This window comes from Pseudopedobacter beijingensis (assembly GCF_042678145.1).
In the GTDB taxonomy this organism is placed as follows: Bacteria; Bacteroidota; Bacteroidia; order Sphingobacteriales; family Sphingobacteriaceae; genus Pseudopedobacter; species Pseudopedobacter beijingensis.
In genome coordinates this window covers 153,029-168,228 of sequence record NZ_JBHUDG010000001.1, presented here as the reverse complement: position 1 = coordinate 168,228, position 15,200 = coordinate 153,029, and the positions used below count along the sequence as shown (strand labels likewise).

Below are 15,200 nucleotides of genomic sequence, written 5' to 3'. Positions count from 1 at the left end.
GTTGTTCTATTTTGGTTTATAATTATTTTACTGATTTCACTTCTCCATCAAGTGATAAAACATAATCTTTGCTATCTCCTGCTTCAGACCGTCCTATAGAAAATGTAGCTGTATTCGGGTTCGTACCTCCCCATATGTACAAACGGAACACAACTCCTTTTTTGTCTCCTATTTTTTGTAAATCAGGCACATCAGATAAAGCTAAAGTCGGTTGCAATAAACCATTTGGCTTTCCATAGTCGTAACTGATACTCATATCTTTATCTCCCAACTCTTTAAATTTCTTTCCATCTAAGCTGTACGCCCATCTGTAATAATAAGGTCCACCAGCACCAGGTCTTAATTTGGCATTTAAAGCAGATAATGACACGGCATAACCTTTATTAGGTTGTATGGTAAACTGATAATATGCTCCTTTAGAAAATGCTTTTTCTTTGGTATTATCTGAAGTGCCTACCAACGAAAGCTTAGACACGAAACTTCTGGTAAAAGAATTAGGATTAATGAGAGCTCCGCCTCTAATAAGTTCAGCACTTTTAAGATTAGGATCTTTAATTTTTGCCGAAACAGATTCTTCATTCCCTTTTGTGTCGGGATTTGAAAAGTTCCATCCTAAAATTTGGGCGTTGCTTACATTTACGGCAAATGTCAATACAATTGCTAATAATAAACTTAATTCATTTCTCTTTCTCATTTTTATTCGCGTTATTGGTTAATAAATTTTATTGAATTAAAAATCTTGTTTGATCTGAAGGATACTACATATAGCTTTCCTTTGCTAAAGTTCCCCGTCAGCTGAAGCTGAGCATATCCCTTCTCGGTTTTTAAAGCCTGATTAAAAAGTATTCGGCCTGTTATATCTGAAATTGTAAGCCTGCCGATTTCTACGAATGGTGAATAAATAGCCAGGGATATTCCTTCATTTGTTGCAGATGAATATGCACTCATTAAAAATTCATCACGAATATTGAACGGTATAATCACCGGGCCATACTCTATGGCTCTGCCACTAATATCTATCTGACTTAATTTGTAATAGTTAATACCTGAAACTGCATTTTGATCTGTATAATGATAGGTTGAGCTTATACCGTTGCTTACTGAAGTTATCAGATTATATTTTCCATTATCTATAGAATGGAAGACTTCAAATCTGGTATCTGCTTTTGCAGATGATGTCTGCCAGATCAATTTCACCCCCGATAAAGCTTTCTCTCCCTTAAAAGAAATAACATTATTGACAGGTAAAGTAGTTTGTACTTGTGTACGCCCTATAAGTGAAAGTACAACAGAAGGTGTTGTCCCTGCATCAGACCGACCGATACTAATAGTGCTTGTATTCTGGTTGGTTGCTCCCCATACATACAGCCTGAAAATAACCGGAATTCCGTAAGGAACGTATTTTAGTTTATTTTCTCCCGTAAGAACCAGTGGCTGCTGTACAATTCCACCAGGCAATGCTGCCGCGTAATTAATATTACCATCTGCTGTACCTAACTCCTTAAACGTAAAACCATTATTTACACTGTAAAACCACCGATAGAAATACGGACCATTACTTCCGCTACGTAGTTTAAATTTCAAGGTATCGAGTGCTGCAATTACATTTTCTTTAGCGTTTACTGTAAACTGGAAATAGGAATTGTTATTTAAAGCATACTCTTTTGTATTTACAGAGCTACCTATATACTTAAATCTGGAAAAGAAACTTCTGGTAAAATTATCCGGATTTAGCCCATCTCCTCTTATCAATATAGATGGTTGAATATTCGTATCAACTATTTTCGCACCGAGTTCTGTTTCATTCCCCTGTGTGTCAGGTGCATTCATAGACCAGCCAAGTAGCATCGCTGATTCCGAAAACATACTCTCATCTATTTCTGAAATTGCCAGATCTTCTGGCAGGGGATACATTTCCTTACTACCATAATCTTTTATCCTATGAAATGTAATGTAATTAGCATCTTTGTAACTGGTACTGCTATACCATGCCGTACGGCTCACTGCTATTATATCATTACCATCAAACTGCCAGTCGACATCCTGAAATGCAAATCTGTCCTGCGATGTTAACCGCTCTCCTCTGTTCCAACTTACAATAACTGCCTTTTCTGTCCAGTGAATCAGATCATGAGAAGAGACCAGCATGAGTACATTACGCTGATGAATGGGAGAATAATCGAAATTTGTTTCTGAATATATCTCTGTTATCTTGTTGACGATACTCCAATATTTCCCTGTTACCTGGTCATAACGTATAGTAGACTTAGCGTGAGCTCCCGGAAAATGTATGAAACTGGTACAGGGATCAAAATTAAGTTCCGTGTTGTTATTTGATACATTAATTATGGCCGAAAGCTCATGTCTTGGAATTCCTAAAGCTCCTCCTTGAAACTCAAGACTATCACTCTGCCCCTGTATAGTACTGACGCCAGCTAAGACAATCAGGTTATTTTCCTTATTCACCAGAACGTTTCCGTTAGACCAGAGAGGATTGTACGCATTTACCCAGGATTGATTAAAAGAAATTTCGTTGCTTTTTTCCCAACTGGATGCATTTAACAAGTCTGAAGTTACAGATGCTGAAATGATGGTAATCCCCATATTTACAGCATCATAACTTCTCCATATTCTGCCGTTATATATAGCGAAGGGAACAGCATTTGTATTATATTCTCCGGTAAACAGCAATCCGTTAGCAGCATTTGAAGGAATGGTCCAGCTGTAGCCAGAATCTGCTGATCGCATGATGATTATATTTCCATCATTGGCAGACACTCCCATCATATAAAGCATATTTTGATGAAGGAAAAGTGTGCCTCCTTTTATCCCGGTAAGATTCGTCCTTTCCTCCCAGGTCTCTCCTTTATCTGTCGATTGCAATAGCGTTGTTTTAGCTACATTTCCCGACCAACTATGACTAACCAGATAAGTATCATCCGGCAAAATGGTTATAGACGCTGAGCCAAGGCTCTCTCCTTCAGACGCAGATGATACAACTTTCCCGGGAAAATTATACTGCGCTTTTACTGGCAAGCAGAATAGCAACAAGTACCATATCAGCATTTTTTTTCTGACCATTTGCTTTTTTAAAGGCAAAATAATCCCCCCGTTGCCGTGTTTTTTACGTTGTGAGAACACGTACATCGGGGATATTGCTATCATAAACAAGATATCCCCCATAGTTGTATGGTTTATTTATTTTCTACTTAAGGCAATACTGTAATATCAATTTGTTTAAGAACAGTTTTCTCGTCATATACATTGGCATTCTTTGCAACAAACACCACCCGATATTTCCCTGGATTTTTATAAATATGTGAATAGGTCTTTACCATGACGTCTGCCACCGTTTTAATCGACACGGCTTTATCTATGCCTAAATCAACCTTTTTGCCTATATTGAAGGCATTGGTAGTTACCCAGGCAGTAGTTAAAACATCATCCTGACTTGGCGAAACGTTTCCATAAAAGTTAATATAAGTCGATTCTAAAGTCCCTCTTCCTGCCTGATAGGTGGCTGACCGTATTAAACCTTTTGGGAAGGTGATACCTGCTGTAGCATGTGTTGCCAAAGTAGACGCTTGTCCGTTACTTATCGATTCTAACAAAAAGCTTCTAATTCTGTTAAAGTTAGGTGCTACTCCATAAGTTGATCTTGGTTTGGTAGTATATTTAAAAGCAATATAAGTAGCTTTCCCTTCTTCCAGATATGGAGAAATATTCACCTTTCCTGAAGGTATATTCATATTGTTTTCAGACAGCTGCGCCATCCTGAACTGACTGGTAATATCAGTCCAGTCCGCTTGTTCAACATCTGCTATAGTTTGGTTTCCATTAAAGTTATTGGAAATCAGTACCGAAATCTGGTTGCCTTGCGTACTTGCAGGCGTTCTATTATCAACTATCTGAGATTCAAACGATAGGAACACCTCTGATTCTTCTATCCGGCCCTCTCTAAAATTGTAGTCATTTCCTCGCTCCCCTGAATAAAAATTGATAAAATCTGGATTGCCCGAAAAGCTAAAATTAACCTTTTCGCCTAATTTTACTTCCGCAGATGTTGTCTGCACTTCAAAATCGGGCAACTCTATAGTTTGTTCTTTCTGACAGGACATGAATATCAAACATGCCACAGAAAGTAAATAAATCTTTTTCATCTTCTTTTTAATTTAGCAATGTTCTACCATCCTGTATTTTGTTCAAGTTTTGGGTTAACTCCCATATCGTTGGCAGGTATAGGCCATACTACATCTCTTGCACTGGCATTTGTGTAATAAGTTAACGCGTTGTTCCTATCGGAATAGGCTGGAGCAGCCAATGTCAGAATTTTACAGTAGCTCATCTGATCTACAAAAATTCCCCATCTTACCAAATCCCCTTTTCTTAATAACTCAAATGATAATTCTCTGGCTCGTTCTTTCTGAATCAAATCCATAAAAGCCCTGTCATCAATCATGTCATTTGCCGGAGCATCAGCATCGGTGAGTGTCGTCAGCACAGCCGTAGCTGATGCTCCTGTCCCCCCGCCTCCTGTTATAGTAATTACAGGTGCAGATGTAAATTTTATTCCGGGATTTGTAATATTAATTGCCGTAATTGCTCCACCAGAAACCACTGCGACAGCTGTTGCACCAGAACCGCCACCGCCGGTTATGGCCACAGTTGGAGTGCCTGTATAACCTGTTCCCCCACTTGTAATCTGAATTGCTTTTACACTTTCTGAAATATTTCCTACACCATTCAGGTATTTCCCATATCCTCTTCTTCTCACCTCATTTATATATTCTTTTGCCAGTGTACCGGGTTCTACTCCGGGATTAGCCATTACATCAGCCTCCGCATACATTAACAATACATCAGAATATCTTAACAGAGGGAAATTAATTGGTGTATAACCATCAACTTTAGGTGTTAAAATTTCATACTCTCTTCTGAATTTGCCTACGTTCCTCTGGCTAATTTCTGTAGTTGTATGATAGGTTTTTGTTGCCGGATTAACATTATTGTATTTAAATGGTGCTATTGCCCAGTCTCTTCGCTGATCATAAGAGTAGAGTTTGTCTGATGAATCGTATAGATTGTACAAATAAATACTTGGATGCGTGTACCCAACGGCATAACCTATCGCAGGGTCTAAACCCGAGCCATATCTTATACCGTTACCTCTTCCAACCATACCACCACTGGTATATGCGCCTGAGCTATTATTACCCCAGAATTCTACCTCCCAAATGCTTTCTTTATAATCATACTTATCCTGTATATAATTGATAAATACATCTTCATAAGATATATTCAGCTGATGCACCCCCAGGCTGATTACTTTTTCTGCCCATTTTTTTGCATCGGCATATTTTGAAGTTTCATTAACCGGACTGCCTGCCATATGCAAACATACCCTGGCCATGATTCCCCAAACTGCAGATTTGCTAATCTTACCGCCATGTCCTATGGTTTGAATATCTTCTACCATATCGGCAGCTTTTTCCATATCCAGCAATATTTGCTCATATACTTCTTTTGCGGGAGTTCTCGGTAAATGGATACTTTCTATTGATGCCGAAACCGGAGTTTTTAAAACTAATGGAACATCCCCAAAATTCCTGACCAGCATAAAGTAGAAATATGCTCTTAGAAATAGTGCCTGACCTTCTATGATCTTTCTTTTAGTATCGTCCATGGTTGGCTTACCAATATTCTCTAATAACAAGTTCGCCTTATTAATACCTATATAAAGTTCTTTCCAGAAAGCCTCTACTTTAATGTCGTTGGTTGATACATTATAACCACCAACCGTGGCCAGTTCATTAGGAAAAGAGCTGAATCCTTCATCTGCTTCTAACCCCATTCTCCCCAACATGTAATTACCGTATAGACTTGAACTTTTTAAAGTGGCATAAACGCCATTGAGGGCATATTGTAACTGTGTTTCTGTTTCGTAATAATTCTTGGGAGTCAGAAAATCTTCTGGAGTAGTGTCTAAAAATTTCTCACAAGAACTTAATAACATCCCTATAGCCAGAAACAAAGAAGTTATAAAATATCTTATTTTCATATTAAATATCTTTTTAGTAAATACCTTATTACTCTTAGTCTTTATAATGATACTTTTAGTCCGACAGTGATGGCTTTCTCTCTCGGATAGGCTGAATAATCAAAACCCGGCGTCAGAATCGAATTCTGCACCGATACTTCAGGGTCCATACCTGAATAATTTGTCCATGTATAAAGATTCTGAGCAGAAGTATAAACATCTATACTTTTAACTTTCAGCCTCTTACATATATTATCTGACAGTCTGTAGGAGAACGCTACTGTTTTCAGACGCAAATAAGAACCGTCTTCTATCACTCTCGAAGAAAACATTCCTGTTGGTCCCTGCCCTCCCGATCTGAAGTATTCATTGTTCGGATTCTCCGGTGTCCACCTGTTTGCATAAGTTGCATACTGATTCAGGTTGCTTCTGCTGTACAGATTCCCTTCAAACATATCTCTGTTGGCATTAAAAACATCGTTTCCATAAGACCATTGAAAAAATACATTTAAAGAAAAGTTCTTATAAGCAAAGTTGTTATTAAAGCCGCCCACATGAATAGGGATAGCTCTGCCTATATAAACACGGTCTTTATCATTTACGATTCCATCACCGTTAAAATCCTTATATTTTATATCACCCGGCTGTATATTGGTACCACCGTTAGTAGGCACATTGGTTTTCAGTTTATAACTCCCGTCCGGCTGTATATCAAAATCCTCGATCTGATAATTTCCTAACCATTGATATCCGAAAAACGTTGCTGCCGGTTGTCCCACTTTTGCCAGATAGAGCTGGGCCTGCGTATAAGTTGCAGGGAAAGAAACTGTAGATATCAATTTTTCCTGTCCTTCTGCCAGCGCCAGTATTTTATTGCGGTTAAACGCAATGTTAAAATCAGTAGACCATTCAAAATTCCGGTTTTTATAATTAACAGTGCTTAACGCTATCTCTATACCTTCGTTTCTTACTTTTCCGATATTTTTAAATATGTTAGCATATCCGGTACTGTAGGGAACTACAGCATTCAGCAAGAGATCACGGGTGTTCTTACGATACAGATCTACAGTTAAGTTTATTCTTTCTTTAAATAAGGAAAGATCATAACCTATATCTATTTGTTCTGTTGTTTCCCATTTCAAATCTTCATTACCATAAGTGCTCGGATAAATTCCATTTGAAGGAATTTGATTATTGTAAGAATAGTAGTAGCTGTAGGGCATTGTCAGAGAAGACAAATAAGGAAAATCACTTACGCGATTATTTCCCGTATGTCCATAACTTATTCTGAGTTTAGCATCAGAAACATAATTCAGCTGTTTTATAAAATTTTCTTTCCCCATGCTCCAGGCAATGGCTGCAGACGGGAAATAACCCCATTTATTTCCTTTAGCAAATTTCGAAGAAGCATCAGCTCTGAAAGATGCCGTAAACAAATACTTAGACTTATAATTATAATTTACTCTGGATAGAAAGGAAACCAAGGTATTCCTCGAAATAGAGGATGCCAGTGAAGACAATTCGCCCTGGTCTAATCCACTTACTGCCAGTTCTGGGTTTGGCACACGTTGCGCAGCGTAACCATTCCGTTTCATCTCATTAGACTGAAAGGTGGCTCCTGCAATTACATTAATATTATTGTCTTTGTTTATCTGATTTCTATAGGTTAACAAATTCTCGTTCACCCATGTATTTAAATAGGTATTATATAGTGAACCATTAATTCCTCTGGTATTATCCGGAAAGGGATAGCCCCTTGAGGTAAGCTCATTATAAAATGATTCTTGTAATATGGTCCTATTATTAACTCCTCCTCTAATGGCAAGATCAAAATGTTTAGCAAACGTATAGTTTAATCTGGCATTAGCAAAAAGGGTGCTTGTTGTTCTTTTGTTGAGTTCGTTTTTTGCAGACAGATAAGGATTGAAACGTGAATCTGTTGCCATATCATCTATTGGATCTTCTTCCAGATTTATTCCTTCTCTTTCTATAGGACTATATCCCCAAACCTGGTACATCAGATATGTTGAATAGGCCTGTCCACTTGTTGATCGGGATGAGGATACCGGCTGTCCAAAACTCATCTCTTTACTTGCATTCACATTAGCAAAAAGTTTCAATTGATTATTGATCTTTTGATCTAACAGCAATCTTCCCTGATAACGACTATATCCAGAATTTACAATTACTCCGGTTTGATCAAATACAGATCCCGACACGGAATACTTTGTTTGAGCGGTACCACCATTTAATGAAAGATTATGGATATGTAAAGGAGCTGTCTCGAACATTTTACCTTGCCAGTCTATAGGATCTATCGATTTATAATCGTCTAATGATCTTCCGGGAGCCGTAAGATAAGATGATGTAGCTATGGCTTCGTTAATTTCTAACTGGTACTTAACAAATTCATAAGAACTTAACAAGTCCATTTTTTTTGTTACAGTCTGAAAACCTAAAGATCCATCATAAGTTAATACCGGAGTTCCTATTTTTCCTTTTTTTGTTTCAACTACGATAACCCCGTTTGCACCCCGGGAACCATAAATTGCTGTTGCAGAAGCATCTTTTAAAACCGTAATCGATTCTATGTCTTTGGGATTTAATATGGCACTAATAGCCTCTTCTACTGGAAACCCATCGATTACATATAAGGGAGAACTGCTTTGCGTCAAAGAATTTCCCCCACGAATAACAATATTTAAACTTTCTCCCGGCTGCCCATCATTAGAACTTACCTGAACACCAGCTATTCTTCCCGCCAAAGCATGTTCAATCGTAGCAACAGGAGCTTTTTGCATATCTTCCATCTTCACCTCCCCTACTGCTCCGGTTAAATCTCCACGCTTTACTTCTCCATAACCTACCACTACAATTTCATCTAGTTTTGATGCTTCCTGAATTAGCTTTACATTAATTACTTTGTTTTCTCCAAGCTTCCTTTCCTGTGTTGCAAACCCCAGATAGGTAAAAATCAATACCGATTCCTTTCCGGGAACATTTATCTTATAATTACCATTTACATCAGATATTGTGCTGGATTGCGCATTTTTAACCCTTATACTTACGCCTACCAAAGGTTCATTTTTTTCATCGGTAACTTTACCTGTAACGTTTATGACCTGTTTAACTGAGGCATTAATTTCGACACTCTTTCTTTTTATAATGACAAAATTCTTTTCGATATTATAGGTTAAAGGCTGATTAGCGAAACATTTATCCAGAGCTTCTTTCAATGCCTTATTGGTAAGTGAGACACTCACAGGTTTTGTTCCTATTAAATCTGATTCTTTATATAGAAAGCCATATCCGGTTTGTTTTCGCAACTGTCTGAAGACTTCCTTCAAACTTGTATTTTCTAAGTTAAGGGTAACAGATTGTGCACTTGCCCTTACCTGCAGTTGGAAACACAAAACCAATAAGGCTACAATTATCTTCATCTTTAACAGAAATTTTAATGAAGTATAAGGTACGGCACTGCATGCAAATGCAGTAATTTTTTTATACATTTGAATTAGGTTTTAAATGAATTAGTTATTGAACTGACTGTATTGATTTATTACCTTGTATTGGCTCTGTCAAGCCGATACGCTCCCCGGGGGCGCCGCAAACGCTTCCGGTTTTTTGGTAACGTCACAAATTTATTTCATAACCGTCACCCTCCTTCCCTGTACTTTGAAATGTACGTCTCCGTAAGACTCCAGATATTTCAACAATTCTTCCAAAGAAGCGGATTGCTGAAATGCCCCCCCAAATTTTTGTTTTGTAATATCTCCTTCGTATTGGACTTCAATATTGTACCATCTTGAAAGGTTTTTCATAATATATCTGATGTCCGCATTTTCGAATAAAAAGTATCCATTTTTCCAGGCCAGTATTTCTTCCGTATCAACTACAGATGTCTGAATATCTACTGTATTGGCATCTGTAAATGCTTGTTGTCCCGGTTTTAGAGTAACCGATCTTTCGTTACGACTTACTTTTACACTACCTTCCAGCAAGGTCGTTTTCGTCCAGCTTTCGTCAGAATAGCTATTGATGTTAAAATGTGTACCTAATACCTCTATAGTTTGGTTAGTGGTTTCTACCTTAAAGGGTTTAGTCTTATTCACCGCCACTTCGAAGTAAGCTTCTCCGCTTAACTTCACTTTTCTTTCTTTTCCTGTAAAAGCAGACGGATAACGAAGTGAAGAAGCTGCATTTAACCACACCTTTGTACCGTCTGGTAATCGTATTTGATATTTTTCTCCTCTTGGTGTCTCTATCTTGTTAACAGCATATTGCTGGTCGGCACTATTTTTATAAGTATAAACTATCTCACCTTCAGAAGTCTTACTAATAGCTACCCCCGCCTCATCAGACAATACACCAATTTTCGCATCAGTAAGAACTATCTTTTGTCCATTTGCTAAAGTTAAAATAGCTTTATTCCTGGCCGATGAATCTTGTTTAACAATTAATGTTTTCTCATTGGTACTTATATTTTTATTTAATTGATAGGTATAATAGGCAATACCGCAAACAATAAATACAGATGCAGCCATACGAAGCCCTTTCAATAATCTGTTCTTATAAAGCTTTAATGGCTGCTTATGTGTTTTAGCTTGTATACGACTAAAAATTAGCTCTTTATAAGCTTTTTTTTGTGTATCATCTAATTTTACCAGATAGCCCGGTTTATTTTCAAATCGCTCATAAAAATCTTCCAACTCCAATATTTCGGCCGGGGTTGCAGTTCCTTTTTGTGAACGTTCAATTAGATATAATAATCGGTTTTTCTCCATTACCTGTGTAATTATCTATAAGTCGCACAACAAAAGAAAAACCGCTATTCGAAAAAGTATTTTTTTTTATTTTTTTAAAAGAACTGTAATTAACAGCATAACTTCAAGATGATATTCCCGAAAATCTGCTTTAATAATATTCATAGCTTTGCTGATATGTTTTTCTACAGTACTAACAGAAATCCCCATTCTTTCTGCAATAAGCTTATTAGATAAGTTCTCTACTCTACTCAGGATAAATACCTCTCTGCATTTTTCGGGCATTTTTTGTGTCGTCCTGTCTATTTTTTCTTTCAATTCTTTTACTTGCAAAGCTTCTTCCGGAGTGATACTACGATTATTTACGTTTTTAAGAACTTCATTGATATATTTATCATGAGTAGTCTGAGACCGGAAAACATCAAACACTTTATATTTAAGTGCATTTTTCAGATAGCCTTCAAAAGAAGATTTAATGGTTAGACTCTCCCTCCTGATAAACAGATTTACAAAAATATCCTGGACAATTTCCTCGGCAAGTTCTATAGAACTTATTCTTTTAAAAGCGGTATCCAACAAAACATCCCAATAGCGGTTGTATAGCTCTTGGTAAGCCAATTCATCTCCTGTACGCAACAGATCAGTAAGTTCTTCGTCAGTATATTTGATATACGATATCATTTGCCAGGTTTACCTAACAAATATATTGATATAAATATCAGAAATGCAAAGGGTATGCTATTATTCTTCTCTAAAAAGCAAATATGAGGTAGAACTATATTGTATAATTGAAATTATACAATATAGTTCTATTAAATAGACTTGAAGTTTTATTGGATCTTTTTAAGATATAATTTCAGTATGTCTTAATTGTTATCTTTAAAAAGTCAAAATACTTTAGTTATTATTTTTTTATTTTCAGCATAGCTGTTGCCATATTCTTTCCGTTTTCTCTTTGGGCTGCTGAATTAAAATGTAATTTATCTCCAATATCTCCGAGGGTACTAGCTTCAGAAAACCGGGCATTCCCTATTTCATCAGCCACCTCTTGCATAGCTTTATTAACCACTTTATATTGAGATGATTTTAAAAAATCACCTACACCACCTATAACAATAGGAAGCTTATCATCACCCAAATCTTTGCGGAAAGTAGTTAACAATTTAAGCAAACGTTCTTTATATAAAGGAGCGTCTTTCATATTCGAATCAGATTCCCCCTGTTGCCATATAATTCCTTTTAATTCTCCCTTTTGCATAGCTACTTTTGCCTTACGTATTGCTTCCTGATATAGGCCTCTTGGATTATCCGGTGTCCAATAAGATATTTTTGTACCTCCTACAGCCCCTGGTATAAGACCTATTTTAACTTTAGGATTCGCCTCAGCCATTATTTTCCCAAATGTTAACCCTGGCCCTACTCCCTTAGTCTTTCTTTTAAAAGGTAAAGGATCTTTAGCTAACACGAATTCATCTGTTTCATCTAAAACGAATACTCTTGGATGTTCTGATGTATCTTCAGCCTCTATCTTTCCAACACCTACCATATTTGACTGTCCTACCAGTAAATATAAATCATAACCTGATTTATTTGTTTGAGAATTCTTTTTTGAAAGACATCCTGTAAGTAATAATAACATTACCAATAATGCCAGAAAAGGTATCTGAATAATTTGTTTCCTTAACTGTAGAAATTTATAAGTAATTGATTTCATATCTAATTTAATTTGTTTATTTAATAAATTTTGCAATTATAGCCTGATCTTTTAACCTTAACAGCGCTATGTACACGCCGGAGGGCAAACTGGATTCAATAAAAAAGTAATTCTCGCCTTTTTTCAATTGTATTTTTTCCTCCGTGTATTTCCTGCCTTGTACATCAAGAACTTGTAGCACAGACTCTCCAGTATCTTGCGAAGTATACGAGAAATGTATCTCCTTTATATTTGCTGGGATTAAAACTTTTAAAGTTTCCGATTCAATAAAGCCAATATTGACGGTTTTAACTTCTGAGTATTTACCTACTCCATCATAATCTACCTGTCTCAACCTGTAATAATTCAATCCTTCGAGAGGATATTTGTCCGTAAAGGTATAGCTATTGACCGACCTCGAATTTCCGGTTCCTTTTACATTACCTATCTCACTAAATCCTTTACCATCCGTAGAGCGCAAGATCTCAAAGTAAGCATTATCAACTTCTGAGTTTGTTGCCCAATTTAACAATACATTCCCCTGTTGTTGCTTCACATCAAAAGAAGTTAATGTTACCGGCAGCGTAACGATGCTGGCAAAATCCATCCTGATTTTCCCTATCGTTAGTTCCGCGGAATTATCACCAACAATAACATCCGGATTTGGTGTAGACGAGCTATTTGTCCCATGTATCATAAAAGAGTTTATAGGCAAACCTACGGCAAGCTGATTTGCAGGAAAAGCATAATTGTCGATTTCTTTTAAAATACGCTCTCCATTGCTCCATATATGATAGGCCCTAGACGGTATTTCGTATATGATTCCTCCACGCGTATAACTTTTAGGATCTTCATCATTATTGGCATATACTTCAATGGCAAATTCACCTCCTCTGTAAAAATAGGGTATATTAACAGTGGTGTAGGATGCATTTTCTGATTCTAAAGTCTTATTTCTATATTGAAAATCTATAACATTAGGGTTAGTCCTGGCTATACGCCACCTAAAAGCATTAAATACCTCTGGATTTGATGTTGCAGAACTTGCGGACAAAAAAGATCCGTCTGAAAAAAGATTATCTATACCAGTATGATTTCCCATTGAACATGTCCATAGAACTTGTGTATAGGTACTATCCTTAAAAGATATTGTAAAAAACAAACTTGATACAGGGGATGTCTTTAGAATATTATATAACGAAAATTTTGCCGGATAACCACTTCCCGAAGAACTTATTTTCAAAGTTGACTCGTCTGAACTCATATCCTGTAAAGTAAAAGCTGCATTAGAGCTAGGATAAGCTACTCTGGCAAAACCTCCTCCATCTGTTTCAGGAATATAGGGCAAAAAACCCGGTATACTTTCTGTTGATATAGAACTACCACCAACTTTAACAGGCTGTATGCCTGTAAATATTTTATCTTCACCACCAGTACCTGCACCCAAATTATAATAAAGTGTTCTACTTTCATTATTCCATACACCAGCCCGAAGATTATAATAGTTTTCTTCCCACGGCAGCAAATTAGCAGTATTAGTAAATAACTCCGAAATATCTACTGCCCCAGTCCAACCTCTTGACTGAGATCCATAATTGGTTACACTTTCCATGGTTACCTCTCTGGTTATGATATTGAAAGTGTTATCATCTAGCCTTATTAAATCGGTATTAATATTAAAATTATTTAGTAATAAATTTTTCTTTTGCTGAGCAGTACCTCCACTTAAGATCCCCCCCTCTGAAGCTGTTAATAAATGATTTCTTCCTATAGGATCATAACCACTACTATAAAATTTTATAGCTTCCGTTGCATTGGTAAAAACATTATTGGTAAAAGAATAGTTTGTAGCAAAAACTTCATCTCCAGGATCAATATCATTAAATAAAGGTACGGAGATAAAAGGACGATTAGAGTATCCCGAAGTTCTTATAAAAGTTGAACCGCTAACAGTTCCATAATCCAAATTATCCCTAAACCTCACATAATCTCCTGTACAATCTTCAAAATGAGAATCAATAATACTTATATGGTGTGAACCATAAGCATTATATATCATATGTGCTCCACTACCAGAACCTATTCTTTTAAAACTACAATTTTTATAGGTAACGTAAGAGGTTGTAGGCTGTCCTACACCAGTGGCTCCATATTCAACTCCTTTCATATCATACCAATGGCAATTTTCTACTAAGATATCCTTGGTTACACCTCCTTGACCAGAAGTCATTCTCAACACATAATTAACTTTACCATTCCCAGTAAAACTAAAATTCTTTATTATAATATTTCTGGAATTATAAATCCATATCATAATGGCAGATTCCTGGTAACCAGTAGGCGCTGTGAAAATTGTATTATTTAAATCTCCTTCTAATACCAACTGATTTTTAGCATGTCCTTTTTGGTTTAAATACAGACGTTTTTCGGTATATGCCCTGGAATAAATACCGGCGATAAATTTTACCGTTACAGGTTGCGTTTGCAGTAATAGCTGAATGTCTGTCCAAAAATTAGTATTTAAAAAATCTGCTGCATTTGCTGCTGTCATTCCATCTCCGGAACCGACACTTTCTGGGCCTACAAACCGTGTAACCTGAGAGAAAACACGAACATTTATAAATAATACAAAAATCAAAAGTAAATTTCTAATCATCATATCTGGGATTTAATAGTAAAAACAGGTATGTACGCCCATTCTCTTATG

The 15,200-nt window shown here is 36.6% G+C and carries 9 protein-coding genes; all 9 read right to left on the bottom strand.

The features are described from left to right. Positions 1-22 precede the first annotated feature (22 nt). Positions 23-694 (bottom strand): hypothetical protein, encoded by a 672-nt coding sequence (locus ACFSAH_RS00560; protein WP_379660730.1) that lies wholly within the window; start codon positions 692-694, stop codon positions 23-25. Between the two features lie 11 nt (positions 695-705). Then, complete coding sequence (locus tag ACFSAH_RS00555) at positions 706-3,081, bottom strand: beta propeller repeat protein (RefSeq protein ID WP_379660729.1); 2,376 nt, start codon at positions 3,079-3,081, stop codon at positions 706-708. Between the two features lie 128 nt (positions 3,082-3,209). Further along, positions 3,210-4,160, bottom strand: a complete 951-nt coding sequence (locus tag ACFSAH_RS00550) for a DUF5017 domain-containing protein (protein ID WP_379660728.1) — start codon at positions 4,158-4,160, stop codon at positions 3,210-3,212. 23 nt (positions 4,161-4,183) lie between these two features. Further along, the gene (locus ACFSAH_RS00545) at positions 4,184-6,058 is read right to left on the bottom strand and encodes a RagB/SusD family nutrient uptake outer membrane protein (protein ID WP_379660727.1); all 1,875 of its coding nucleotides are present in this window, start codon (positions 6,056-6,058) and stop codon (positions 4,184-4,186) included. Positions 6,059-6,099: 41 nt separating this feature from the next. Further along, a complete protein-coding gene (locus ACFSAH_RS00540) occupies positions 6,100-9,546 on the bottom strand; it encodes a TonB-dependent receptor (RefSeq protein WP_379660726.1) in 3,447 nt (1,148 codons plus the stop codon). 132 nt (positions 9,547-9,678) lie between these two features. Next, positions 9,679-10,821, bottom strand: coding sequence for a FecR family protein (locus tag ACFSAH_RS00535; protein WP_379660725.1), 1,143 nt, complete (start codon positions 10,819-10,821; stop codon positions 9,679-9,681). Positions 10,822-10,887: 66 nt separating this feature from the next. After that, the gene (locus tag ACFSAH_RS00530; protein WP_379660724.1) at positions 10,888-11,481 is read right to left on the bottom strand and encodes an RNA polymerase sigma factor; all 594 of its coding nucleotides are present in this window, start codon (positions 11,479-11,481) and stop codon (positions 10,888-10,890) included. Between the two features lie 223 nt (positions 11,482-11,704). Beyond that, on the bottom strand, positions 11,705-12,514 hold the full coding sequence (locus ACFSAH_RS00525) for a sialate O-acetylesterase (RefSeq protein WP_379660723.1): 810 nt from the start codon (positions 12,512-12,514) through the stop codon (positions 11,705-11,707). 16 nt (positions 12,515-12,530) lie between these two features. Further along, positions 12,531-15,152 carry a T9SS type A sorting domain-containing protein gene (locus ACFSAH_RS00520; protein WP_379660722.1) on the bottom strand — a complete coding sequence of 874 codons (2,622 nt, stop codon included), beginning with the start codon at positions 15,150-15,152 and terminating at the stop codon, positions 12,531-12,533. Positions 15,153-15,200 lie beyond the last annotated feature (48 nt).

Excerpts from the sequence above, each read along its gene's own strand:
- ACFSAH_RS00560 (WP_379660730.1), bottom strand. The coding sequence starts at position 694 with ATGAGAAAGAGAAATGAATTAAGTTTATTATTAGCAATTGTATTGACA.
- ACFSAH_RS00555 (WP_379660729.1), bottom strand. The coding sequence starts at position 3,081 with ATGGTCAGAAAAAAAATGCTGATATGGTACTTGTTGCTATTCTGCTTG.
- ACFSAH_RS00530 (WP_379660724.1), bottom strand. The coding sequence starts at position 11,481 with ATGATATCGTATATCAAATATACTGACGAAGAACTTACTGATCTGTTG.
- ACFSAH_RS00540 (WP_379660726.1), bottom strand. The coding sequence starts at position 9,546 with ATGTATAAAAAAATTACTGCATTTGCATGCAGTGCCGTACCTTATACT.
- ACFSAH_RS00550 (WP_379660728.1), bottom strand. The coding sequence starts at position 4,160 with ATGAAAAAGATTTATTTACTTTCTGTGGCATGTTTGATATTCATGTCC.
- ACFSAH_RS00545 (WP_379660727.1), bottom strand. The coding sequence starts at position 6,058 with ATGAAAATAAGATATTTTATAACTTCTTTGTTTCTGGCTATAGGGATG.
- ACFSAH_RS00525 (WP_379660723.1), bottom strand. The coding sequence starts at position 12,514 with ATGAAATCAATTACTTATAAATTTCTACAGTTAAGGAAACAAATTATT.
- ACFSAH_RS00535 (WP_379660725.1), bottom strand. The coding sequence starts at position 10,821 with ATGGAGAAAAACCGATTATTATATCTAATTGAACGTTCACAAAAAGGA.
- ACFSAH_RS00520 (WP_379660722.1), bottom strand. The coding sequence starts at position 15,152 with ATGATGATTAGAAATTTACTTTTGATTTTTGTATTATTTATAAATGTT.